This is a genomic window from Bradyrhizobium sp. AUGA SZCCT0177 (assembly GCF_018130125.1).
Classification (GTDB): domain Bacteria; phylum Pseudomonadota; class Alphaproteobacteria; order Rhizobiales; family Xanthobacteraceae; genus Bradyrhizobium.
Genome location: NZ_JAFCMA010000013.1, coordinates 104009 through 128055 on the forward strand (window position 1 = coordinate 104009; position 24047 = coordinate 128055).

Genomic DNA, 24047 nt, shown 5'->3' on the forward strand with positions numbered 1-24047 from the left:
GGCGACGGAGAATCCGTCGCCGGCTTTTGCTCCAGGATAGAGTCACATGAGTTCGAAGTCCGCTATCGCCCCCATGAACCTGCTCGACGAACTGCAGACCACGCTCGCGCACGGGACGGTCGCCCGCCGGGTCGAGACCTTGCGCCGGGTGACCGACCTCTTCATCAACGGCGCGGTGGATTATTCGGATGAACAGGTCGGCCTGTTCGATGATGTCTTCCAATGCCTGATCGTCCACATCGAAACGTCAGCCAAGACATTGCTGGCCAACCGTCTCGCGCCGATCGACACCGCACCGCCGCTGACGATCCGGGCACTGGCATTCGACGACGTGATCGAGGTCGCCGGGCCCGTGCTGTCGCAATCGGCACGGCTCGACGACAAGACCCTGATCGAGAATGCGCGCAGCAAGAGCCAGGCCCATTTGATGGCGATCTCGACGCGAAAAGTGTTGAGCGGCGCGGTCACCGACGTGCTGGTCCAGCGCGGCAACGATGAGGTGATCCAGAGCACCGTCAACAATCCGGGCGCCGAATTCACCGAGCGCGGCTTCACGCGGCTGGTCAACCGCGCCGAGGGAGACGACAACCTCGCGACCTGCACCGGCCTGCGTCCGACGATTCCGCGACATCTGTATTTGAAGCTGCTGGCCAAGGCGTCCGACGCGGTCCGGCAGCGGCTGGAGGCGGCCAACCCGCAGCTGGCGGCGCAGGTGCCGAACGCGGTCAAGGAGGCGACGCGGCGCGCGCGCTCCGCACCGTCGGCGATCACCAGGAACACCGAGATTGCCCACGCGCTGGTCAAATCGCTTCACCAGGACGGCCGGCTCGACGAATTCCAGGTGGCGTCATTTGCCGAGGCCGGCAAATTCGACGAAGCCAACGCCTCCATCGCAGCGCTGGCCAATGTGCCGGTGGCAATCGCCGAGAACATGATGATCGAAAGCCGCGCCGAAGGCGTGATGATCCTGGCGAAAGTGGCGGGCCTGTCATGGTCTACTGTCCGGGCGATCATCAACATGCGCGACGAGTTGACGGGCGGGGAGCCGACCGACATATCGGCGTGCAAGGATACCTATGAGCGGCTGCGGCCATCGACCGCCCAGCAGGTGCTGCGCTTCCATCGCATGCAGCAAAACGCGCCCGCGAAGTGAGCCACAAAGTTCGCGTCGTCCCGGCTCAAGGCCGGGACGACAAAATAATCAGAACCTGAGCAGTTTCGATCCGGCGAGCGCGCCGATCGCCGTGACCAACGCGGTCGAGAGCGTGTACCAGGTCGCCACGAACAGCGGTGAATCATCGGTGCAATGCGACGCGTAGAGCGTCGCCGCCAACCCCGCCGACAACATTCCGGCGATGGCGCCGGCCAGAGCGGGCCGCGCCGGCGCGCCGTGACGCAGGCCGATCAGCGCGCCTGCCAGGATCGGCAATGACAGCAGCGGGATCGCCGTCATGCACATCCGCGAATTGTTGCCCATCAGCCGCGTCATCATTGGCAGCCGCTGCGGCATCATCATCTCGCCGCCGATGCCTGCGGTCAGAAGCCCGGCCGGGATCAACAGCAGCCAGCCGAAGCCACGCAGTGACGCTTCCGGCCGCGACAGATGCAGGCTGACGGCAATGGCCGCGATCGCCAGAGCCAGCGTCACAGCGAATTTCAGGTCGAAGAACGGATTGCGCATCGCGGTCATCACGTCGGGCCGGATGCCAAGCTCGGTGAAGAACATCAAAAGCGAGACGGGAGCCGCCGCCATCAGCGCCAGCATCAGCGCAAAGCCGACCGGCCGCGCGCGGTGCGCGCTGTCGGCAGCCAGGGTTTTGATGAGCTGATCGGTATCCATTCTCATTGTTCCCGTAACTTCGCCGTCAGGCTGGTCAAGCCCCGATGCAGCGCGACCCGCACCGCGCCCTCGCTCATCGCCAGTTTGGCTGCGGTATCCTTGATCGAAGCACTCTCGACGGCGATCGACTGCAGGACGTCGCGCTGGCGCGCCGGCAGCGACTGCAACTGGGCGGCGACCTCGCCCGCCGACGCCGTCTCAACCGGGGCCTCGCCCGGGAGCACCTCGGCGAAATCGTCGATGTTGACGAAAACCCGCCGGCCCCGGCGCCGCAGCGCGTCGATCAGCTTGTTGCGGGCGATCGCAAACAGCCATGGGGCGAACGGGGCGCTGACGTCCCAGGTGTGCCGCTTCAAATGCACCGCCAGCAAAATGTCCTGCACGATGTCCTCGGACTGATCGACCGGTTGCCCTGCACGCGCGAGCCCGCGGCGCGCCGCGGCCCGGAGCACCGGCGTGACGGCCTTGAGCAGGCGATGATACGCCGTACTGTCGCCTGAAATGGCCGACCGCATCAGGCCGGTCCATTCGTCCTCACGTTCGCGCACGCGCGCTCCCACCTTGCAATTCGGTCGCTTTTTCAATTTGTTACGTCAGGGGGCCAAGATCACGAAGTCGTGATCGTTACCCTGATGTTTCGCTTCGCGCGGCCTCGTCCGGGAATCGGGACCGCAGGTTCCTTGCCGGCTGGCTCATACCATCGATCGCTCCGGCTCGCACCCGCGCGGCGCCAGCCTGATCAATGGCGTACCGAAGAATACGACGAGCCTATTCGGCTGCTGCAACGCAGCTGCCCTGCTTTTGCCCGGTCTTGCCCGAAGATTCCCTTTTTTTGCCCCGCTGTGGACACGGGGCGGGGTCTCATTTCGGTTCGGGGGCGGGCAAATGGGGAGATTGCCACATGATTGTCAAAGCCAGCGGGCGCTCGGCATTGATATTAGCAACAGGGCTCTTCGTGTGTTTCGCGGGGCCATCGCCGGCGACGGCAGCCAGCACGGACCGCGCGGCCGCCACGTCGAAGTCCGAAAGCGCGACGCCGGGAAAGTCCGTCCGCCAGAGCACACGCCACTGGAAGCGCTACACGCGTCGATCGGGCAAAGTCGCGTCGAAACCTGCCGAGACCAGGAAAGCGGTTGAGGTCGCCGACGCCTCGACCGGCGGCGCGCTCACGATCCCGGCGTCGGTCGCCAACGCCAATGCGCAACTCGCATCCGCCGATGCCTCCCCTGGCAGCGCCCAGGCGATGACGGTAAAGGCCAATATCCTGCTGGCGTCAGCCGACAAGCCGGGGGAAGCGCAGTCCACGACCGATGCCGTGGTCTCATCTGATCAGCTCAACGATGTCGATCGGGCCCTGCAGCAGAACCCGGCCACGCAGACCGTCGCGATGGCCGCGGCCAAAGCCGCCCCCGCGGCGCCGGTTCTGGCTTCCAGCCATGACAGTTCGACCTGGGATCAGACCTCGTTGATCGGAAAAATCTTCATCGCCTTTGGCGCGTTGCTGACCATGGCCTCGGCGGCGCGCATGTTCATGGCGTGAGGTATCGGGCACCGGACGCGCCGAAATGCGTCCGGGCCGCCTCTTCAGCCCACTTGAAGCCCAGCCCACTTGAAGCCCTTGCCGCCAGCGGGCACATTGCCCGCCAAATCAGGCACCGGGGTGAACCATGGCTACGTTCGAACACATCATTGTCGAAAGCAAAGGCGCGGTTGGCATTATCACGCTGAACCGCCCGAAAATGCTCAACGCGCTGTCGTTCGGCGTGTTTCGCGAGATCGCCGCCGCCGTCGATGACCTCGAAGCCGACGACGCGATCGGATGCATCCTGGTCACCGGCAGCGAAAAGGCCTTTGCGGCCGGCGCCGACATCAAGGAAATGCAACCAAAAACCTTCATCGACATGTTCTCCAGCGATTTCGCCGCCATCGGCGGCGACCGCATCGCCACCTGCCGCAAGCCGACGATCGCGGCCGTCAGCGGCTATGCGCTCGGCGGCGGCTGCGAACTTGCGATGATGTGCGACATCATCATTGCCTCCGACACCGCCAAATTCGGCCAGCCGGAAATCACGCTCGGCACCATCCCCGGCATCGGCGGGACCCAGCGGCTGACGCGCGCGATCGGCAAATCCAAGGCGATGGATCTCTGTCTCACGGGACGGATGATGGACGCCGCGGAAGCCGAGCGTTCGGGCCTGGTCAGCCGCGTCGTGCCGGCTTCCAGCCTGATGGACGAAGCACTGGCCGCGGCGGAAAAGATCGCCTCGATGTCGCGCCCGGCCGCCGCGATGGCCAAGGAAGCCATCAACCGGGCGTTCGAGACGCCGCTGTCGGAAGGCATGAATGTCGAGCGCAATCTGTTCCACTCGACGTTTGCGTTGGAAGACCGCTCCGAGGGCATGGCGGCATTCATCGAGAAGCGCAAGCCGGTGAACAAGAACCGGTGAACCTCGTAGGGTGGGCAAAGCGCAGCGTGCCCACCATTCCCGGCGTTGCTCGTGATGGTGGGCACGGCGCAAGGGCGCCTTTGCCCACCCTACGATTTTGTACTCCGCGCCAGCGCTGCATTGACCAGCGCGCGATAGGCGCGCTCCGCAAAAGTCGTTGGCTTATCCAACCCCAGCCGAGCCAGGCATTCGAGACGCGCGGCGTTCGGCGGCTGCGTCATTCCCTGCCATAACAGCCCCAGTAACCGCAGCGGCGTGCGCTGGGCATCCCGCAACAGCTGCAAGGCCGGGATCAGCCGCTGTTCGGTCTCGGTGAAATCGCTGCCGAACGGGAACGACGGCAGCAGGCCCGACTCGCGCGCGGGCTTTAACGCTGCCGCGATCGCTTCCGGAAAATTCCGGCGATGCGCGCGCGGAATTTCGAAATCCTTCGGCAGCTTGCCGGCATCCTTGGCGACCTTTGCGAGTTCGCCCTGGAAGCGGGAGTCTGATATCGAAAGCATCGCCGCGATCGTTTCGGCGTCGGATTTTCCTCTGACATCGGCAACGCCATATTCGGTGACGAAAACATCGCGCAGATGCCGCGGAATGGTCTGATGGCCGTAGTTCCAGAGGATGTTGGATTGCGACTTCGCGCCGGCCTGCCGGGTCGACTCCAAAGCCAGGACGGATCGCGCACCCTGCAGCGCGAATGCCTGTGCCACGAAATTATACTGCCCACCAACCCCGCTCACGACCTGACCGTTCTCAAGCCCGTCGGAGATCGCAGCGCCCATCAAGGTCGCCATCATCGCATTGTTGACGAAACGGGCGTCGACGCGCGCGCGGCGTTTTGCATCCTCGTCGCCATAAAGCTGGTTGGTGAACGACACCGGCATCATCTGGATGCGCGCGATCTGTTCCGCCGGCATTTCGCGCAGCGTGCGATAAAACGCTTTCGGACCCAGGAAAAACGCGCCGTGCAGCGTCACGCCATCGACTTCGCGCTTGAGGATGCCGGCGTCGATCAGGCCGAGAAACGCCTCGAACAGCATTTCGCTGACGCCGTACAGCCCCTTCTCGAACGGTCCGGCCTGCGGCACCGCTTGGTCCGGCGCGAGCCGCTTCATGACCGCCTGGAATTGCGCATTGTCGCGGTGACGAACGATCAGGCCCTGCGCCAGCGCGTCGCCGACCTGCCCGATGCCGATCTGTAGCGTGCCACCATCGGGCACGAGACCCGCGGCATGCAGACCGATGGCGTATTTGGTGTCGCTGATCGGCTCGGCCGGCGGCGCGAACAGCGGAAAGTCCGTCTCGGGGCTGTCGAGCACCGCGCTGAATTCGTTGCCCGCGAGATCGCCGGCGCCGGGCATGAACGGCAGTTCGGAATTGACCTGGCCCACCAGCCTGAACGACGCCCGGCCCTCGGCGCGGGCGCGCAAAATGTCGAGCGTGGTGTCGGTGTTGCAGCTCAGGCTGTAGCGCGCGACGCCACCCTCCACGCGCTTCGCCACCAATTGGGTGACGACATTGAGCCCGCGCGCCAGCAGATAGGACGCGGCATGCGTGTAGTTTGCAGAAATGTAATGCTGCTGCGGATACGGCACGTGCAGCCACTTTCCGGCGAGGAAGAAAAATTCAATCACCTGGATGTTGGGCGGTAGCGCGCCGGCATGCAGCGCGGTGGCGTAGGTCAAATCGGGATAGCCGCCGAACAGCCGGTCGATCACCGGACCGATGAAGCGCTTTTCAAGCAGGCTGCCCGGCTTTGGCTTTTCCAGGGTCAACGCGGAAAACAAGGTCAGGTTGATCGAGCGATCGGCCGCGGCGCGCGCATAGAGCGCATTGATGATGTGGTTGGCCTTGCCGAGCCCAAGCGGCAATCCGACGACGAGGTTGGTTCCGACATCGCGGATGATGTCTTCCGCGATCGCTTCGGGGTCGGAAAACAGTTTCGGCATCAAAATGCGGACCCGGCGTCATGAAACGCCGACCGCCCTGGAATAAGACGCCGGCTGCTCCGAGCTATAACGCATTTGTTACCGAACTTCGTCTGTGACGAACCTGCAACAGCCAAGCGCCGAATTCCTGTGAGGATGTCGCGCGACCGTTTGCCAGTGGCGGCACCGCCCCCTAAACAGGTAGATGTGACGAGGCCGTCGGCGGGGGCGGACGGACCTTGGGTAGTTGCGGGATCAAATGGTTGGGCGTGCCGCTAGAGTTGGCCACGTTGCAAGGCGCGTGCTTCGAACAGGCATTTGCCTTGGCGTCGTGATTTGCGTGGCGTTTGCCGCGGCAGGCGCCCAGGCCGAGAACCTCCCGGACGCGCTGGCCAAGGCCTATCAGACCAATCCGCAGCTCAACGCCGAACGCGCGCGCCAGCGCGCCACCGACGAAGGCGTGCCGCAGGCGCTGGCGGGGTACCGGCCGCAGATCGTCGCCAGCCTCACCGCCGGCCTGCAGGCGGTCCGCAACCTCCTGCCCGACAACACCGTGCAGTCGGCGAACCTGAAACCCTGGACCATCGGGGTGACGGTGACCCAGACGCTGTTCAACGGCTTCAAGACCGCCAACAGCGTCCGCGTCGCGGAACTGCAGGTATCTTCCGGCCGCGAGGCGCTGCGCAATGTCGGCCAGGGCGTGCTGCTCGATGCCGTCACCGTCTACACCAACGTGCTGGCCAATCAGTCGCTGGTCACCGCGCAGCGTTCCAACGTCGCGTTCCTGCGGGAAACGCTCGGCATCACCCAGAAGCGCCTCAATGCCGGTGACGTGACGCCGACCGACACTGCCCAGGCCGAAGCCCGCCTCAACCGTGGCCTCGCCGACCTCAACGCCGCCGAGGTTGCCTTGGCCATCAGCCAGGCCACCTATACCCAGGTGATCGGCAACGCGCCGACGCAGTTGAACCTCGCCGAAACCGTAGACCGCTATCTGCCCCGCAGCCGCGACGACGCCATCGGTCTCGCCTTCCGGGAGCATCCAGCCGTGATGGCGGCCGCCTTTGACGTCGACGTTGCCTCGACCAGCATTCGCGTCGCCGAAAGCAGCCTGATGCCGACGATCACGATGCAAGGCAGCGTCAGCCGCAGCAAGCAGTCGGATCCCACGCTCGGCACCTTCGGGACCGACCAGGCTTCGGTGGCCGGCCAATTGACGCAACCGATCTACGATGGCGGCATGGCCGCCTCGCAGACCCGGCAGGCCAAGGAAATCTCAGCCCAGAGCCGGCTGGTGCTCGACCAGGTCCGCAACCAGGCGCGCACCGCGGCGGTCGGCGCCTGGGTTGCCAATGAAGGCGCCAAGGTCGCGGTGTCCGCTTCCGAATCCGAAGTGCGGGCTGCAACGGTCGCCTTGCAGGGCGTGCAGCGCGAGGCCGCGGGCGGCCAGCGCACCACGGTCGACGTGCTGAACTCGCAGCAGGATCTGATCCTCGCGAAGGCGCGCTTGATCGGCGCACAACGCGACCGCGTGATCGCCTCCTACACCCTGCTCAGCGCCATCGGCCGGCTCGACGTCAAGACGCTGGGGCTCAACACGCCGGATTATCTGCCTGAAGTGCATTACCATCAGGTGCGCGACGCCTGGCACGGCCTGCGCACGCCGTCGGGGCAATAATTCGCAACTTTGTCGCAGGTGTTAACTGCCCGCTGATCATGTCCGCGATTTTTCATCGCCGGGAATCTGCACTAGCCTAAAATTCGATCTGATTTGACTGCACCCGATTTTGATCGATCCATTTCTGCGAGGCCTCGTGATCTCAAACATACTGCGCTGGTCGGGCAAGACGCTGCTGGCGCTCCTGATATTGATCGTGATCGCGATAACAGCGTTCCGGATGGCGGCATCGATCCGCGAAACCCACACCCGCGCCGAACTGGCGCCGCCATCGGGCCGTTTGGTGCCGACCAGCTCCGGTGGTGTGTTCGTGCAGGAAAAAGGCCCGGCGGATGGAATTCCTGTCGTGCTGTTTCACGGCACGGCGGCGTGGAGCGAACTCTGGCGGCACACGACCGGCGTGCTCGCCGCCGCCGGCTTTCGCGTCATCGCCCTCGACCTGCCGCCGTTTGGGTTTTCGGATCGTCCGGGCAGCTATGCAAGGAAGGATCAGGCTGCACGCATCAACGATGTTCTCGTCAATCTGAAAGCCAAGCCGGCAATTATCGTCGGCCATTCCTTTGGCGCCGGTGCAGCGACCGAACTGGTGATGCGCTATCCGGACCGGGCGCGGGGCCTCGTGCTGGTAGATGCGGCGCTGGGACTGACGGTAGCTCCTTCCGAGGCGCCATGGATCATTCAGCCAAAATGGATTCGCGAAATACTGGTATCACTGACCATCACCAATCCGGTGGCGACGAAGACGCTGCTCGAATCCCTGATCGAGAAAAAGGAACGCGCGCTGCCCGAATTCGTCGCGATCCTGCAGCGGCCGACGACGCAGCGCGACACCACCCCCGACATCGCCGACTGGCTATATTACTTCCTCGGCGCCGACCGCGACGCTATCAGCGCCGACCGCCGCGCCTATGCACGGGTGAAACTCCCGGTCGCGATCCTGTGGGGTGACAAGGACAACACTACCCCGGTTGAGCAGGCGCTTGATCTGCGAACGCTGTTGCCGCCGGAAACCACCCTCACCTTGCTGCCCGGACTCGGTCACATTCCGCAAATCGAAGATCCCGCTTTGTTCAACGACGCCCTGCTCAAGGCGCTCGGAAAGCTCTAGACTTACGGACAGATTCGAGAAGGCCGGAGGGATCATGGATATCATCAGATTGTGCGCCTGGGGCTACGCCGCCCTGCTCGGCTTCGTGATCCTGACCGGATACATCCCGGCCTTCATCGACCCGAACGACATGATCTTCGGCCTGTTCCGCCGCACCTGGTATGCCGACGGGCTGCATCTGGTTTCCGCGCTGTGGGCACTCGCGGCAGCGTTGACCTCTCGCCGCGCCTCGGAACTGTTCTTCCAATTGTTCGGCGCGTTCTACTTTGCCGACGGCTTGCTCGGCCTCTTCACCGGCTCGGGCTATCTCGACTTCGGCATCCTGATCAACGGCATCCGCGACTTGCCGCTGATGACGCGGGTGTTCACCAATGCGCCGCATCTCGCCCTCGGCGGTGTCGCGATCCTGATCGGCTATCTGCTGGCGCCGCGCACGCGGACCGCCGTTCATGCTTAAATGGCTACGGCGCATTCTTGTCGTCATCGCGATCCTGATCGCGGTGTCGGTGCTTGGGCCGCTCGCCTATATCGAGGGCACGTGCCGCCCCTCTTCGTCGGCTTCGGCGTCACCTGCGCCGTCGGTGACGCTGCCTGCGATCAATGAGCCGCGTTACCAGCGCAAGCAGAACAATACCTTCTTCACCTTTCCCGAATGGTACATCGTTTATTCGTTCGAGGATTTCGGCCGCTTCCTCGATCGGTCCAGCGAAAGCCATTTCAACTATCTCGGACACATTTTCGGATTCTGGCGCAGCTTCTGCACCATCAATCAGGCGGTGCCGTCGACCGGTGAATCGCTCACCGAAGTCAAAACCATGATCTATATTATCGGCGTCAGCTACTCGATCGAATACGCGATCAAGGGATTTTATGAAAACACCATCGGCCGTGTGTTCGAATGGATCCGGGGCGAGGAACGGACCCCGCAAGACCTGTACGCGCGCAAGGTACTGCAGGACTATGCGGCGTTTCTTTATACCGTTCCCTGGTTCAAATTTCCGTTCCGCGAGAAGCTCGATGGCTTGATGGCGATCTCGGCGCGGACCGATAGCCCGCTGCGAACATGGGAGCGGTATTTTGCGCTCGGCACCGAGTACTATCTCAAGGTCGGTTATGCCGCGCTGATCCAGAAAGCGCTCGATGCCGGTGGCGACGACGAGCCGCGCGACATCATGTTTGCGGTCGCGACGTTGCCGCCGGCGGTGCTGGCGAAGGAGCCGCGTATCAAACCGATCCGCACGCTGACACCGCAATGGCAGCTGGTGCAGACGCCGCGCTACAAGGATTTCACCGAAATCCTGCAGAGCCTGCTGGACCAGGGTTTTCGCATCGCCGAGATCGCCGGCAACCGCGAAATCCTGATCACCGTGATCGCGCCGGATGCTGCCAACCTCGACATCAAGGGGACGACGGAGCTGTTTTCACTGGAGCTTGATGCCAGACCCGGCTTCCGCAGGGCCGGCCTGAAGGCTAGGATCGACCGTCTCGTGGATATCAACCGCGACCTCAAGGCCAGGGGCGTGAGCATCGAGCATTTCTATGATTACTGAAGCGCCACATCATCGCAGGCTGCGGCCACTACGCCGGATCGCGGGCGCTTTCGCGCTCGTGGTGTGCGGCTGGCTTGCGGTTGTGATCGCTTTGACGTTCGGATCGGCGCCGGGCAAGTCGATGGCTATCATCGGCCCGCCGGCGCAGGCGCTGGCCATTATCGCCAAAGCCAACGGACGCGTGCTTGCAGCGAGCGACTATGTCACCTTCGCCCGCTCCGACGATGCCGGCTTCGTCGCCCGCCTCTATGCGGCAGGTGCGCTGTTGGTGCTGGACGCGGAGCAAGCCGGAGGCTGCAGCGGCCTGCCGCCCAAGCGCATCGCGGAGCTGTGAACCGCACGTGTCATGACGCATACTTCTGATAGAACGTGTTGGTGAACAATTCCGCCGGATCATACTTCCGCTTCGCCGCGAAGAAGTCGTTGATCTCTGGATAGGACCGCTGCAACTGATCCTTCGAATAATAGAGCTGGTAGGGCAGGAAAAACCGGCCCTTGTGCGCGATCGTGAGATCGATCAGCTCTTCGGTCGCCTTCTTCATCCGCTTGTTGCCTTCATCATCCGTGGTCTGGTTGATGTAGAGCACCAGCGAGAATGCCGGCTCCGGCGAATAGGTCAGGAAGTTGTCTTCCTGATGCACGATGCGCACCGAGGCATTCAGCAAATTGGTCTTGTTGTCGGTCAGCACCTTGCGCATGCCGTCGACAAAGGAGACGAACTGGCTGCGCGGGATGAAATATTCATGCAGGATGTCGGTGTCGTTGGGCAGCGCGTTGCGCAAATACGGCACGGAATCGTGCATCGGGTCGTTGCGGTTGACGAGACAGGCCTCCGCCGATCCGATCGCCTGCGCCCGCGTCACGGTGCAGGTTTCCATCCGGTGCTCGATGTGCTTCTCGGACAGCCACTTCATCTCCTGGAACAGCGGGCCTTGCTTGGACAGGTTGATCGTCAGCCGCCGCAGCTTGGTGCCCGAGACCTCGCCAAGCGGTTCGCGCTTGAAATCCGATCCGTCGACCTTGGTGTAGGTATAGAGCAGCAATTCCTGCAGGAAGCTGCTCGGCGCGGTTGAGAGGTGGCCGTACATCAGGCCGATATTGGCATCCTTCTCGATCTCCTTGGCGAACAGCCCCGGAAACTCCTTGTAGTCCATGATGCGGCGTCCGGTCTGGTAGACCAGGTTGTCGGCGATATCGAGTTCGGCCTCGACGATCACGCCGAACAGGCCGTAGCCGCCGACCACGAGGTTGAACAACTCCTTGTTCTCGGTTTCCGACACCGTGCGCAGCGTACCGTCCGCCAGCATTACGCGCATCGACTTGATCGATTTGCGGAGCGCGCCGGCCTGATGGTCCATGCCGTGGGCATTGACCGAGATCGAACCGCCGACGCTGAAAATATCGGTCGACTGCATCGCACGCACCGCAAAGCGCGGGTGCAGCAGGTTCTGGATGTCATGCCAGGTCGCGCCTGGCTGCACGGTGATGGATCGCCGGCTCTCGTTGAGCACGATCTTGTTGAAACCACGCATGTCGAGCACGATGCCGCCCTTGCGGAACGCCTGCCCGCCCATGCTGTGGCGTACGCCGGCGGTCGTGACCGAGAGCTTGTTGTCGCGCGCAAACGTCAGCGTTTTGGTGATGTCGTCAACGCTGCGCACCTCGACCACGCCGTAGATTTCGGTCTTGTTGAGACAGCTGGCATCATTGATGCTGCCGCCGAGCTGCGACCATTTTACGCCTTTCAGCGGTGCAATCGCCTTGATCCGCTCCAGATCGATCTTGGCCTGCTCGCCACCCCCCACCGCCGGCCCGCAATCCTTTTCGCCGCTGGGATCGGCGGCAAGCGCCTGCAGTTTGCGGTAGCCGTAAACGCCAAACAGCACCACGAGCACCGCGGCGACGGACGCCCCGGTTTTGAACTTCTGTGAAAATTTTCGCATGCATTGATTCCAGATGATGACTGATAGTCCGGGCGGGCCGATAATTAGTCAAATTGGCGCGGCTTATGGTTCGATGGATTGCCGAGCTTACTGAAACGCTAAGCCTTGATATTGCGATGAAAAGCTGCCGCATACACATCATGGGTGCATCGGGTTCGGGCGTCACCAGCCTCGGCCGAGCTTTGGCCGATTCGCTGGCGATGCCGCATCACGACACCGACGATTATTTCTGGCGACCGACCATTCCGCCCTATCGGGAAATGCGCGAGGCCGGCGAGCGCCTGGAGCTGATGCGCGAGATATTTCTGCCGCGGGCGGATTGGGTGCTGAGCGGATCGCTCAATGGCTGGGGCGACGGGCTGATTTCCGATTTCAATCTGGTGGTCTTCCTCGTCACGCCGCGCGAGGTACGCCTGCAGCGGCTGCGTGCCCGTGAAGCCACGCATTTCGGCACTAATGCCGTGGCTCCCGGCGGATGGCGGCATAAGGCGACCGAAGAATTCATCGAATGGGCTTCCGGCTACGAGGAAGGCAACGTGAGCCGCAATTTGGCGGGCACCAGGCCTGGCTTGCCGCATTGCCCTGCCCGGTTCTGCGCCTCGACGGATCGCGGCCGTTGCCGGAGCTTGTCGGAGAAGTGCGCCACGCGATTGGCGGCCATATCAATCCCACGTAGCAATCGCCCTTCCCGCAACGCGCGCAGCTCTATAGTCTCGCACACGGCCGCGGCGAACAACGCCCGGCGCACTAAGTAGGAAACGCTATCGAGATCGACCGGCCACGCGCCCCGTCGAGATGCAGACAATCAACAACACGAAACGCACAGGGAGAACGCCAATGCTGACGCGACGCAGTATGATGCTTGCCTCGATCGCCGCCGGAGTGACCATGAACAGCCGAACCGTCCTTGCCAAGGCAGCCCAGCCGGCAACGCCGGTGAATTTCGACATTCCCGCGGGCGCCTGCGATTGCCACACCCATATCCATCCGGACCCTTCGAAATTCCCGTTCTTCGCCGGCCGCGTCTACACGCCGGAACTGGCCTCGCCGGAAGAGATGACCGCCTTGCACAAGGCGATCAGGATGGAACGCGTGGTGATCGTGACACCGAGCATTTACGGGCCCGATAACTCCGCGACCCTGTTCGGCATGGCCGCCCGCGGCGCGACCGCGCGCGGTGTCGCTGTGATCGACGACAAGACATCGGAAGCCGATCTCGACGCCATGGGCAAGGCGGGCATCCGCGGCATCCGGCTCAACCTCGCCACCGGCGGCGTCAATGATCCCACCGTCGGCCGGCCGCGGTTTTCCGCTGCTGTCGAACGCATCAAGGCGCGCGGCTGGCATGTGCAGCTGTTCACCAGCCTTGCGATGATTACGGCAATCAAGGATCTGGTCGCGACGTCGCCGGTGCCGGTCGTGTTCGACCATTTCGGCGGCGCGCAGGCCGCCCTTGGCGTCGGCCAGCCCGGCTTTGCCGATCTGGTGGAACTGGTGAAATCAGGCAAGGCCCATGTGAAGATCTCCGGCGCCTACCGCGCCTCGAAGCTGGGGCCTGACTATGCCGATGCCACCCCGCTCGCCCAGGCGCTGATCGCGGCCAATGCCGACCGCATCATCTGGGGCACGGACTGGCCGCATCCGGACTCGGTGACGCCGGCCGGCAAACAAGTTACCGACGTGACGCCGCTGTTCCAGATCGACGACGGACGGCTGCTCAACCAGCTTGCCGTGTGGACGCCGGATGCTGCCGTGCGCCAGAAGATCCTGGTCGACAATCCGGCGCGGCTTTACGGGTTTTAGCGCGCCCTCCTTGAGAACACCGAGATCAGCACCGGCAGCGTGATCAGGATGACGATTGGCGCCAGCATCATGCCGGTGACGACCACCACCGCCAGCGGCTTTTGCACCTGCGAGCCGATCCCGGCCGACAGCGCCGCCGGCAGCAGGCCGACGCCGGCCACGACGCAGGTCATCAGCACCGGCCGCAATTGCAGCTCGCCAGTGCGGATCACGGCTCGCATCCGCTCATAGCCTTCATCGATCAATTGATTGTACTGCGACAGGATGATGATGCCGTCCATCACGGCGATGCCGAACAGCGCGATGAAGCCGATCGCCGCCGATACGCTGAACGGAATCCCCGAGATCAGCAGCCCGAGCACGCCGCCGAAGATCGCCATCGGAATCACGCTCATCGCCAATAATGTATCGACCATCGAACCGAAATTGAAGAACAGCAGCACCGCGATCAGCGCCAGGCTGATCGGCACCACGATCGAGAGCCGCTTGATGGCGTCCTGCAGATTGCCGAATTCGCCGACCCACTCGACCCGCGATCCCGGCGGCAGCTGGACCCGGCTTGCGACCTTGTCCTGCGCTTCCTGGATCGCGCTGCCGAGATCGCGCTCGCGGACCGAGAACTTGATCGGCAGATAGCGTTCCTGCCCTTCGCGGTAGATATAGGCGGCGCCCGAGATCAAATTGATTGACGCGACCTCGCTGAGCGGGATCTGCGTGATCGCACCGCCCGGTCCGGCGACGCCGATCCGCAAATTGTGGATCGCCTCGGCACTCTTGCGATACTCCGGCGCCAGCCGCACGATGATCGGGAAATGCCGGTCGCTGCCGGGTTCATAGATGTCGCCGGCGGTGTCGCCACCGACCGCGACCTTGATGGTGGCGTTGATATCGCCGGGCGACAGGCCGTAGCGCGCCGCCCGCGCCCGATCGACATCGATCTGGACGGTGGGCTGGCCGAGCGAGGTGAATACCGCGAGATCCGTGACGCCCTGCACGGTGGCGAGAACGGACTTGATCTTGTTGGCGGTGTCGGTCAGCGCCTGCAGATCGTTGCCATACAGCTTGATCGAGTTTTCGCCCTTGACGCCCGAGACCGCCTCCGAGACGTTGTCCTGCAGATATTGCGAGAAGTTGAATTCGACGCCGGGGAATTTTTCCTGCAACTGCGCCAGCAACTGCGCCGTCAGTTCGTCCTTGTCATGGGTGCCCGGCCATTCGCTGGCCGGCTTCAGTGGCGCGAAGAATTCGGCATTGAACAGGCCGGCGGCGTCGGTACCGTCGTCGGGGCGGCCGTGCTGCGACACCACCGATTCCACTTCGGGGCGGCTGCGGATCATCCTCCGCATCTCGTTGACGTAGGTATTGCCTTCCTGCAGCGAGATGGTCGGCGGCAGCGTGGCTCTGATCCACAGATTGCCCTCTTCCAGCTTGGGCAGGAATTCCAGCCCGAGCAGCCGCGCGAACACGATGGTCGTGATCACGAGGACCGCAGCACCGGCCATCACGATTCTGCGGTTCGCGACCGCCCAATTCAGCACCGGCAGATAGAGCCGGTCGAGCTGCCGCATGATCCAGGTTTCGGTGTGCTCCATATGCGAGGGCAGGATGATGGCACTCAGCGCCGGCGTGACGGTGAAGGTCGCCAGCAAGCCGCCGGCCAGCGCGTAGGCATAGGTCCGCGCCATCGGCCCGAAGATGTTGCCTTCGACGCCGCTCAGCGTGAACAGCGGCAGGAAGGCGGCGATGATGATGGCGGCGGCGAAGAAGATCGAACGCGACACGTCGGCGGACGCGGAGAGGATGGCGTGACTCTTCATCCCCATCGTGGTGTCGAAGGAGATCTGGCTGCGCTCGGCCTCCGACAACGCCGTGGTTTGCGACAGCCGGCGGAAGATCGCTTCCACCATGATCACGGTGGCGTCGACGATCAGTCCGAAATCGATCGCACCAACCGAGAGCAGATTGGCGGATTCGCCGCGCAGCACCAGGATGATGACGGCGAAGAACAGCGCGAACGGAATTGTCGCGCCGACGATCAGCGCGCTTCGGAGGTCGCCGAGGAACAGCCACTGCAGCAGCACGATCAGGATGATCCCGACCACCATGTTGTGCAGCACGGTGTGGGTGGTGATGTCGATCAGGTCCTTGCGGTCGTAGATCCGCTCGATCTTGACGCCCGGCGGCAGGATGCTGGAATTGTTGATGGAGGCGACCAGCTGTTCGACGCGGGTGATGGTCGGCGCACTCTGCTCGCCGCGCCGCATCAGCACGATGCCCTGCACGATGTCGTCGTCCTGGTCGAGGCCGGCGATGCCGAGCCGCGGCTTCTCGCCGATGGTGACATGCGCGATGTCGCTGACCAGCACCGGATTGCCGCCCGATTGCGACACCATGGTGTTGTTGAGGTCGTCGATCGACCGGATCAGTCCGACGCCGCGCACCACGGCGGATTGCGCGCCGATATTGACGGTGTTGCCGCCGACATTGATGTTGGCATTGCTGACGGCCTGCAGCACCTGCGGCAGCGTCAGGCCGTTGGCAACCAGTCTGTTGAAGTCGACCTGCAGCTCATAGGTCTTGGTCTTGCCGCCCCAGCCGGTGACGTCGATCACACCGGGCACGGCGCGGAAGCGGCGCTGCAACACCCAATCCTGCAGCGTCTTGAGGTCGAGCACGCTGTAGTTCGGCGGCCCTTTCAGCCGGTATCGATAGATTTCGCCGATCGGGCTGAGCGGCGAAATGCCGGGCTGCACGTTGCCCGGCAACGGCGCGAGCTGTGACAGCCGGTTCAATACCTGCTGGAGCGCCTCTTCATAGGTGTAGTCGAAGGAGAACTGCAGTTTGACGTCGGACAGGCCGTACAGCGAGATGGTGCGGATGGTACGCAGGTTCTTGATGCCGGCGACCTGGGTCTCGATCGGGATCGTGATGTAGCGCTCGATCTCCTCCGACGACAGGCCCGGACTTTGCGTCACGATGTCGACCATCGGCGGGGTCGGATCGGGATAGGCCTCGATGTTGAGCTGCTTGAACGCGATCAGGCCGCCGACCATTACCGCGACGAACATGCCGACCATCAAATAGCGGCGGCTGACGGCAAGGGCGACGAGGCGATCCATTCAGATCGAAGCTTTCAGTGAGTAGAGCGGGAGATCAGCTGCCGGACGCGGCCCGGTCGATGAACAGCGCGCCCTTTGTCACGATCAGCTCGCCGGGCTTCAGATTGCCGACCACCTCGACCAGATCGCCATTGGCAAGGCCCGCCTTGATCTGGCGGAGTTCAATCGTATGGTCGTCATGCACGACCCAGATCCGGACCTGATCTCCCTCGTAGATCAACGCCGTCTTCGGCACCCCGACCGCCGGATGATCGCTGGCCGAATAGATCGTCACATTGGCGAACATTTCCGGCTTGAGCACGCCATTGGCGTTGTCGACGGTGGCCCGGACCAGCAGCCGGCGCGTCGCCGGATCGATCGCGGTGGAAACGTAATTGACGCGCGCCGACAGCGCCTGGTTCGGCAACGCCAGCACGTTGAACGCGACGTCCTGCCCGACCGCAACATTGGCGGCGTCGGTCTCGCGCACGAAGGCGACCATCCAGACGGTGGAGAGATCGCCGATGACATAGACCGGATCGCTGGCGCCGGAGTTCACATACTGGCCGGGGCCGATCTTGCGCTGGACCACGGTGCCGGCGATCGGGGCAAAGATGGTGGTTTCCGGATTGATGCGGCCCTTTTCCTGGAAGGTCGCGATGTCCTCGTCGGTGAGGCCGAGAATGCGCAGCTTGTTGCGCGCCGCTTCCATCGCCGTCTGCGAGGAGCGCATGTCGTTCTGCGCCTGGATCAGCGTCGCCTGGCTCTGCTGATAGTCCTTGAGCGGAACGGCCTTGCCTTCGAACAGATCCTTGGCGCGCTGGCCCTGCAGCTGCGCCAGATCGAGCGCGGACTTTGCCTTGTTCATGGCGCTCATTGCGCCGATGAAATCGTTCTGCGCCTGCACGTTGTCGGCAGCCTCGATCACGAACAGCGGCTGACCCTTGACGACATTATCGCCGGGCCGGACCAGAAGCCGGGTGACCCGGCCGGCATAGGGTGAGAACACCGGCGTCGAGCGATCCTCGTCGATCGCGATCTTGCCTTCGGTGACGTGCTCGGCCCGGAAGCCCCGCGTGGCAACGGGCTGGATGGTCAGGCTGGCCCATTCGGCCGGCGACAACTTGTAGCGCTGCTGTCCTCCCTTGCGGGACTGACTGGACACTTCGGAATGCTTGGGCTGGGTCGCGCTGAACTGCAGGAATCCATAGACGCCCGCGCCTGCAAGCGCGAGCAAGGCTATCACCAGCGCCGGTCGCCGGCGGCTAAGCATCTGTAATTGCTTAATCAATTTGCTACGCATGCGGTCTGTTCAACTCAGCAATGGCGACAATTTGCCTCACCCGCTAATAGTGCCTAATCGGAGTTCCAAACAAGCTAAAAAACGAGCACGGCCGTTAATTTTTGGAGAGGTCTGCCTGAACGGCGGCTGAAAATACCTACTCGCGTGCCGGCCATTGCGGCGGGTGGCTGCCAAGCGGCATCGCCGGGCGGGCCCAGAACGCCGGGGTTTTCGACAGGAGCGCCGAGTGCCGGACCGACCGCAGTGCACCAAAGCCGGAAGCCACCTCCTCGATAAAAGGCATCACGGTTTCCCCCTTCAAATCCCCGGTCTTGAAGCCATCGGCGACGCGACCGAGATTCCACAGCCACCGACCGGTCTGCGCCAGCGACACCCGAACGTGCCAGCTGCCGCCTTCGCGCGACTGCCGCGCCTTGGCCATCATGGCGCCGAACGCCATGAGGTAACCGGTGGCGTGGTCCAGCATCTGCGCCGGCAGCTCTTTCGGCCCGTCGACGCCCGCCGCCTGCCCTTCGGCATGGTTGAAGCCCGTGGACGTCTGCACCAGCGAGTCGAAACCGCGGCGCTCCGCCCAAGGGCCGGCATGACCATAGGCCGACAGCGTCACATAGACGATCCCCGGACTAATACGGGCCGCCTCTTCCGGTGCGAAGCCGAGGCCGGCGATCGCAAGCGGCCGGTAGCCTTGTGAGATAATATCGGCCTGCGCCACCAGATCGCGAAACACCGCGCGGCCTTGTTCGCTCTTGAGTTCGACAAAGCTCGTCAGCTTGCCGCGCCCGGTATCGATCGTAAGCCAGGGAATCGCCGGCAGATTTGGACCTGAGATCAACAGCACGTCGGCGCCGTGGGCAGCGAGCGTGCGACCCGCGACGGGACCCGCGATCACGCGCGACAGATCGAGCACGCGAAGGCCGGCGAGCGGCCGATCGCCCTTCGGCCACGGTTTTGGCGCGGCGTCGCCGATCTTCTCGATTGTGATCAGCGGCAATCCGGCAAGCGCCCTGGCGTGCGGCGTTACCGACCATTCGTCGTACGAACGCATCATCGACACCACGCCGCCAGCGGCATAGGCCGCGGTCTCGAACGCCTCGCCATCCCATTGCATCAGCGCGGCCTGGACCTCGTCGCGCTCCGGCTTGCAGTTCAGCACCTTGCAGACGGCGTCGCGGTGATGCGGGAAATTGGTATGCAGCCGCACGAAGCGCGCGTCGCGCGTCTGGTAGACGCCGGCGATCGCGTCCCAGGCCGGCGGCGGCGGCTTGTCGTCAACGCGCAGGTAACGCTCGGAACGGCATTCGACCACGGCGTGACGCATGTCGACGGTAACGTCCTGCGATTGCCCGCTGCGCAATTTCCATATCCCGGCGGCAGCAAGCCCCGTTGCGGCGACGCTGGCCTGCGCGGCGGCGGCGACGCGAAATGACGACGGCAGCTGCGGCTCTTCGCCGGTCAGCTTGATGGTGTCGAGCGCGGAAGCTTCGCCGCCGGCCGAGGTCCAGATATCGCCGAGAATTTCTCTTATGCTTTTCATGAGCGTCGCTTTCCTGGCCTTTCAAAAGCTGTGTCTAATTTTTAGAGGAGTTGCAATGGCCGCCGTCGAACCCCTGACCGCCGGTGCGGTCCTGCTCGCAACCGCCGCCACCGATGCGGTCTATGTCATGTTCACCTCGGCGGTGGTGGCGCGCAAGCGCGTGCCGGCGGCGACCTGGAGCAGCATCTGGTATCTGCTCTCGTCCTACGCCGTCATCAGCTACACCGAGAACTGGGTCTATGTGGCGTTTGCCGCGGTCGGCTCGTGGGTCGGCGCCTATGCGACGATCACCTTCCTGCACCGGCCGCCAGGTGGGCCGCCGGTCGGCGCGGCGCCGGAGTAGCCTCGCTGTCGTCCCGGCGAACGCCGGGACCCATACGCCGTGACGCTCGTTGTTGCAGAAGGTCGCTAACGCCAGAGTTCTCACCGATGGGCCGCGGCGTATGGGTCCCCCGATGTGCAATTGCACATCTGAGCTCAAGGCCGGGACGACGGCGGTGTTTGTTGTTGCACCGTGGTCTAAGCGCAGTTTCGCGATCTCGCGACGCGTTGCGCCCGAGCTTTGCCAGAAGTTTCCTCGCCCTCTCAATAAGAGGGCGCAGGGAAGACCGGGTGCGCGCTGCACCCGCGGTCCCGTGTGCGATTTGCACTAAGTAGGCTGCACACGAGCATACAGGGCAGCGGTGAACACCCGGCCTTCCCTGCGCAATGGCTTTACGGCTTATGCCGTGATCTCCCCGGAGACGAGTTCTTGGTTGACTCCGTCGCTGCCGTTCCCGCTTGCGCTGTCTCCGACAGCTTGACGCCAGCAACGGGCGCCAGGACCACACGGTTTTGCCGTACGCCCGTCCGCGCCGTCGTCTCAGCGCAAACCAGCGTCCATCGCAACCCGTCCAACGTCCGTGACGACGGCCGACGCCCTCTGAGTAGGACGGGATGGCCAAACACATATCTCTGATTTTCCTTCTGGTAAACAGAAATATTTTTTATCTTGGGGCTTGACACGAATTCCGTAAATCAGAACTGATTTGCCCGTCGGGCCGTTTTTGTCGCGGTCCGAGGCCCCCGAAAAGGCATGGACGCTGTGAGACATTGCGCCTTGCGTGAGGATCGCTTTGCCTGCCCTGCGGTTCTGCTACAGTGCCCGCGAGACAACAAAGGAAAAACAAAATGGATCTGGGCTTGAAGGGAAGAAACGCCGTCATACTTGGCGGCACGCGCGGCATTGGGCGGGCGATTGCCGACACGCTGGCCGGCGAAGGCGGCAATGTCGCGGTTTGCGCGCGCAACGCCGATCAGGTCGCAAGCGCCGTTATGGAACTGAAAGCGCGGGGCGTCAAGGCCACCGGCGCTTCCGTCGATATCACCGACGCGGCGGCGCTGAAATCATGGATCGGCGGCGCAGCTGCAGAACTCGGCGGCATCGACATGCTGTTCTCCAATGCCGGCGCCATGGCGCAAGGCGGCGATCCCGCATCCTGGGAGCAGAATTTCCGGCTCGACGTGCTGGGCGCCGTCAATGCATTCGAATCCGCGCGGCCGTTCCTCGAAGCGAGCGGCGAGAAGAGCGGCGACGCCGCCTTTGTGATCATTTCGTCGGTTTCGGCGGCACAGGCCGACAACGCCAGCTCTTACGGTCCGATCAAGGCGGCGCTGGTCCACATGGCCAAGGGCCTGGCGCGGCAATACGCCTCGAAGAAAATCCGCGTCAACGTGGTGTCGCCGGGCACGGTCTATTTCAAGGGCGGCGTCTGGAACTTGATCGAGCAGAACATGCCGAAGCGCTATCAGGACGCGCTAACGCGTAACCCGACCGGCCGCATGGCGACGCCGCAGGAAATCGCCAATGCCGCCGTGTTCCTCGCAAGCCCGGCGTCTTCCTTCACGACGGGGTCGAACCTGATCGTCGACGGCGCGATCTCGAACCGGGTGAATTTCTGATACGTTACCCGTCGCCAGTTGCCGGGATTGACTTGACGATTGACTCGACGAGACTTGCTCTCCTGTGCGGAGCGCGTTATTTTGACGTCACTCAACCGAGAAAGGAGGGCCGCGCGATGATGACGTTCTTCCGGCACTATCGCCAGCGTGGCCCGGTCAACGCCCTGCAAATGCGTTTGCAGGGCTGACCAGAGACTTCTGAACTTCTTCCTGGTCTGCCCTTCGTGGCCATGCGGCGTTGCGCGTTCCTAACGCTCGCGCCTGCATTCTCATTCATCGCCGCGCTTTGACACCGACATCCGACGATGGCTGCGTGCCCCGGATATCGTGATCGCCGGCAAGACCAGAGAACGATCATGACGCTTATTACGATCCGCAATCTCGGCGTGACGCTGAGCGCGCCGCTGTTTTCCCGGCTGAACCTCGTCGTCAATCCCGGCGACCGGATCGGGCTGGTCGCTGCCAACGGTCGCGGCAAATCCACCCTGCTGCGCTGCATGGCCGGCACCATGGAAGCGAGCGAGGGCGAGATCACCCGATCGCGCGGGCTGACGGTGGGCTGTGTCGAGCAGAACGTGCCGGAAGCTCTGATGGAGACCCCCCTCTATGCAGCCGTGCTCGAGGCGCTCTCCGCCGAACAACGCCACAGCGAACGCTGGCGGGTCGATGTTGCCCTGGAATCGCTTTGGGTGCCCGAGGCGTTGCGGCAGAGGCCGCTGAAACAGTTGAGCGGCGGCTGGCAGCGGCTTGCCATGCTTGCGCGCGTGCTGATGACGGAGGCCGACGTGCTGCTGCTCGACGAGCCGACCAACCATCTCGACCTCACCAGGATCAGCCAGCTTGAAAACTGGCTGAACGCGCTGCCGCGCGAGATGCCCGTCGTCATATCCAGCCACGACCGCGCCTTTCTCGATGCGACCACGAACCGGACGCTGTTCCTGCGGCCGGAGCAGTCGCAGCTGTTTTCATTGCCGTATACACGGGCACGCGCCGCACTCCGCGAAGTGGACGCTTCCGACGAGCGGCGCTACCAGCATGACCTCAAGACTGCCCAACAGCTGCGCCAGCAGGCTGCGAAGCTCAACAACATCGGCATCAATTCCGGCAGCGACCTGCTGTTGTCAAAAACCAGGCAGTTGAAGCAGCGGGCCGAAAAACTGGAAGATGCAGCAAAGCCCGCGCATCTCGAACGATCCGCAGGCACAATCAGGCTTGCCAATCGCGGAACCCACGCCAAGGTGATGGTGACGCTGGACGACGCCACGGTCGAGACGCCGGATGGCAGGCTGCTGTTTCGGACCGGCAAGCAGTTCATCTGCAAGGGAGACCGGATCGTGTTGCTGGGATTGAACGGGGCAGGCAAGACCCGGTTCGTCGCCATGCTGCGCGCGGCAATCGAAAATCGAGACGGGGTGCACGCCGGCATCAAGGCCACGCAGTCGCTCGTTCTCGGCTATTGCGATCAGGCTCTTGCCGGTCTTGCTGATGCCGACACTCCGACACACACGATCATCCGCCGCTTCGATGTCGGCGATCAGCGTGCGCGCACGTTGCTCGCGGGTGCCGGCCTCTCGATCGAGATGCAGGGACGTCCGATCGGCCTGCTTTCCGGCGGACAGAAGGCGCGTCTGGGCATGCTGTTGCTGCGGCTTGCCCAGCCAAACTTTTATCTGCTCGATGAACCCACCAATCATCTGGATATCGAGGGGCAGGAAGCCCTGGAGGCTGAACTGATGGTGCATCAGGCAAGCTGCCTGCTGGTGTCACATGACCGCAACTTCGTGCGGACGGTGGGCAATCGTTTCTGGTTGATCGAAAAGAAGAAGTTGGTCGAACTGGAGGAACCGGAAGGGCTGTTTGCAGCGGTCAGTTTGCGCCGC

At 63.3% G+C, this 24047-nt stretch carries 19 protein-coding genes and 1 pseudogene; 13 read left to right on the top strand and 7 right to left on the bottom strand.

Translation table 11 applies throughout. The features are described from left to right. Window positions 1-46 precede the first annotated feature (46 nt). Complete coding sequence (locus tag JQ597_RS17180; protein ID WP_212265433.1) at window positions 47-1153, top strand: DUF2336 domain-containing protein; 1107 nt, start codon at window positions 47-49, stop codon at window positions 1151-1153. A gap of 48 nt (window positions 1154-1201) precedes the next feature. Here JQ597_RS17180 and JQ597_RS17185 read toward each other — a convergent pair whose 3' ends face one another. Together JQ597_RS17185 and JQ597_RS17190 are read right to left on the bottom strand one after the other, a co-directional pair. Then, window positions 1202-1840 (bottom strand): NrsF family protein, encoded by a 639-nt coding sequence (locus JQ597_RS17185; RefSeq protein ID WP_212265434.1) that lies wholly within the window; start codon window positions 1838-1840, stop codon window positions 1202-1204. Between the two features lie 2 nt (window positions 1841-1842). Beyond that, window positions 1843-2388 (bottom strand): sigma-70 family RNA polymerase sigma factor, encoded by a 546-nt coding sequence (locus tag JQ597_RS17190; protein WP_212265435.1) that lies wholly within the window; start codon window positions 2386-2388, stop codon window positions 1843-1845. Window positions 2389-2741: 353 nt separating this feature from the next. Here JQ597_RS17190 and JQ597_RS17195 point away from each other — a divergent pair, with 353 nt between their 5' ends. Continuing rightward, window positions 2742-3380 (top strand): hypothetical protein, encoded by a 639-nt coding sequence (locus tag JQ597_RS17195; protein WP_249147933.1) that lies wholly within the window; start codon window positions 2742-2744, stop codon window positions 3378-3380. A gap of 127 nt (window positions 3381-3507) precedes the next feature. Further along, the gene (locus JQ597_RS17200) at window positions 3508-4287 is read left to right on the top strand and encodes an enoyl-CoA hydratase (protein WP_192737398.1); all 780 of its coding nucleotides are present in this window, start codon (window positions 3508-3510) and stop codon (window positions 4285-4287) included. Window positions 4288-4376: 89 nt separating this feature from the next. Here the strand turns inward: JQ597_RS17200 and JQ597_RS17205 are convergent, their stop codons facing one another. After that, entirely contained in the window at window positions 4377-6230 is a 1854-nt protein-coding gene (locus JQ597_RS17205) for an acetyl-CoA hydrolase/transferase C-terminal domain-containing protein (RefSeq protein ID WP_212265436.1), read from the bottom strand. A gap of 238 nt (window positions 6231-6468) precedes the next feature. Here JQ597_RS17205 and JQ597_RS17210 point away from each other — a divergent pair, with 238 nt between their 5' ends. The 5 genes from JQ597_RS17210 to JQ597_RS17230 all read left to right on the top strand — a co-directional run bounded on the left by JQ597_RS17210 (window position 6469) and on the right by JQ597_RS17230 (window position 10879). Further along, window positions 6469-7887 (top strand): TolC family outer membrane protein, encoded by a 1419-nt coding sequence (locus tag JQ597_RS17210; protein WP_212265437.1) that lies wholly within the window; start codon window positions 6469-6471, stop codon window positions 7885-7887. A 136-nt stretch (window positions 7888-8023) separates the two neighbouring features. Beyond that, window positions 8024-8995 carry an alpha/beta fold hydrolase gene (locus JQ597_RS17215; RefSeq protein ID WP_212265438.1) on the top strand — a complete coding sequence of 324 codons (972 nt, stop codon included), beginning with the start codon at window positions 8024-8026 and terminating at the stop codon, window positions 8993-8995. Window positions 8996-9029: 34 nt separating this feature from the next. Then, window positions 9030-9452: a hypothetical protein gene (locus JQ597_RS17220; RefSeq protein WP_212265439.1), complete on the top strand. Its 423-nt coding sequence runs from the start codon at window positions 9030-9032 to the stop codon at window positions 9450-9452. After that, window positions 9445-10545 (top strand): hypothetical protein, encoded by a 1101-nt coding sequence (locus JQ597_RS17225; protein ID WP_212265440.1) that lies wholly within the window; start codon window positions 9445-9447, stop codon window positions 10543-10545. Before JQ597_RS17220 ends, JQ597_RS17225 begins: the two co-directional genes overlap by 8 nt. Continuing rightward, window positions 10535-10879 (top strand): hypothetical protein, encoded by a 345-nt coding sequence (locus tag JQ597_RS17230; RefSeq protein WP_212265441.1) that lies wholly within the window; start codon window positions 10535-10537, stop codon window positions 10877-10879. The genes JQ597_RS17225 and JQ597_RS17230 overlap by 11 nt, the downstream gene beginning before the upstream one ends. A 10-nt stretch (window positions 10880-10889) precedes the next feature. Here the strand turns inward: JQ597_RS17230 and JQ597_RS17235 are convergent, their stop codons facing one another. Then, complete coding sequence (locus JQ597_RS17235; RefSeq protein WP_212265442.1) at window positions 10890-12488, bottom strand: FAD-binding oxidoreductase; 1599 nt, start codon at window positions 12486-12488, stop codon at window positions 10890-10892. A 116-nt stretch (window positions 12489-12604) separates the two neighbouring features. On the opposite strand from JQ597_RS17235, the gene JQ597_RS17240 reads away from it, so the two are divergent. After that, window positions 12605-13243: a P-loop NTPase family protein gene (locus JQ597_RS17240; protein ID WP_249147934.1), complete on the top strand. Its 639-nt coding sequence runs from the start codon at window positions 12605-12607 to the stop codon at window positions 13241-13243. A gap of 82 nt (window positions 13244-13325) precedes the next feature. After that, the gene (locus JQ597_RS17245) at window positions 13326-14291 is read left to right on the top strand and encodes an amidohydrolase family protein (protein ID WP_212265443.1); all 966 of its coding nucleotides are present in this window, start codon (window positions 13326-13328) and stop codon (window positions 14289-14291) included. Here the strand turns inward: JQ597_RS17245 and JQ597_RS17250 are convergent. The 3 genes from JQ597_RS17250 to JQ597_RS17260 form a co-directional block, all read right to left on the bottom strand. Next, window positions 14288-17410, bottom strand: coding sequence for an efflux RND transporter permease subunit (locus JQ597_RS17250; protein ID WP_212265444.1), 3123 nt, complete (start codon window positions 17408-17410; stop codon window positions 14288-14290). The two genes, JQ597_RS17245 and JQ597_RS17250, sit on opposite strands and share 4 nt — an antisense overlap. A gap of 34 nt (window positions 17411-17444) precedes the next feature. After that, the gene (locus tag JQ597_RS17255; RefSeq protein WP_212265445.1) at window positions 17445-18692 is read right to left on the bottom strand and encodes an efflux RND transporter periplasmic adaptor subunit; all 1248 of its coding nucleotides are present in this window, start codon (window positions 18690-18692) and stop codon (window positions 17445-17447) included. A 136-nt stretch (window positions 18693-18828) separates the two neighbouring features. Continuing rightward, on the bottom strand, window positions 18829-20226 hold the full coding sequence (locus JQ597_RS17260; protein WP_212265446.1) for a CoA transferase: 1398 nt from the start codon (window positions 20224-20226) through the stop codon (window positions 18829-18831). Window positions 20227-20281: 55 nt separating this feature from the next. Between JQ597_RS17260 and JQ597_RS17265 the strand changes: the two genes are divergently transcribed. The 3 genes and pseudogenes from JQ597_RS17265 to JQ597_RS17275 all read left to right on the top strand — a co-directional run. Beyond that, window positions 20282-20569: a hypothetical protein gene (locus tag JQ597_RS17265; protein ID WP_192737386.1), complete on the top strand. Its 288-nt coding sequence runs from the start codon at window positions 20282-20284 to the stop codon at window positions 20567-20569. A gap of 827 nt (window positions 20570-21396) precedes the next feature. After that, window positions 21397-22167, top strand: a complete 771-nt coding sequence (locus tag JQ597_RS17270) for an SDR family NAD(P)-dependent oxidoreductase (RefSeq protein WP_212265447.1) — start codon at window positions 21397-21399, stop codon at window positions 22165-22167. Between the two features lie 356 nt (window positions 22168-22523). Then, window positions 22524-24035: pseudogene (locus tag JQ597_RS17275) on the top strand (ABC-F family ATP-binding cassette domain-containing protein); the annotation flags it as partial. Window positions 24036-24047 lie beyond the last annotated feature (12 nt).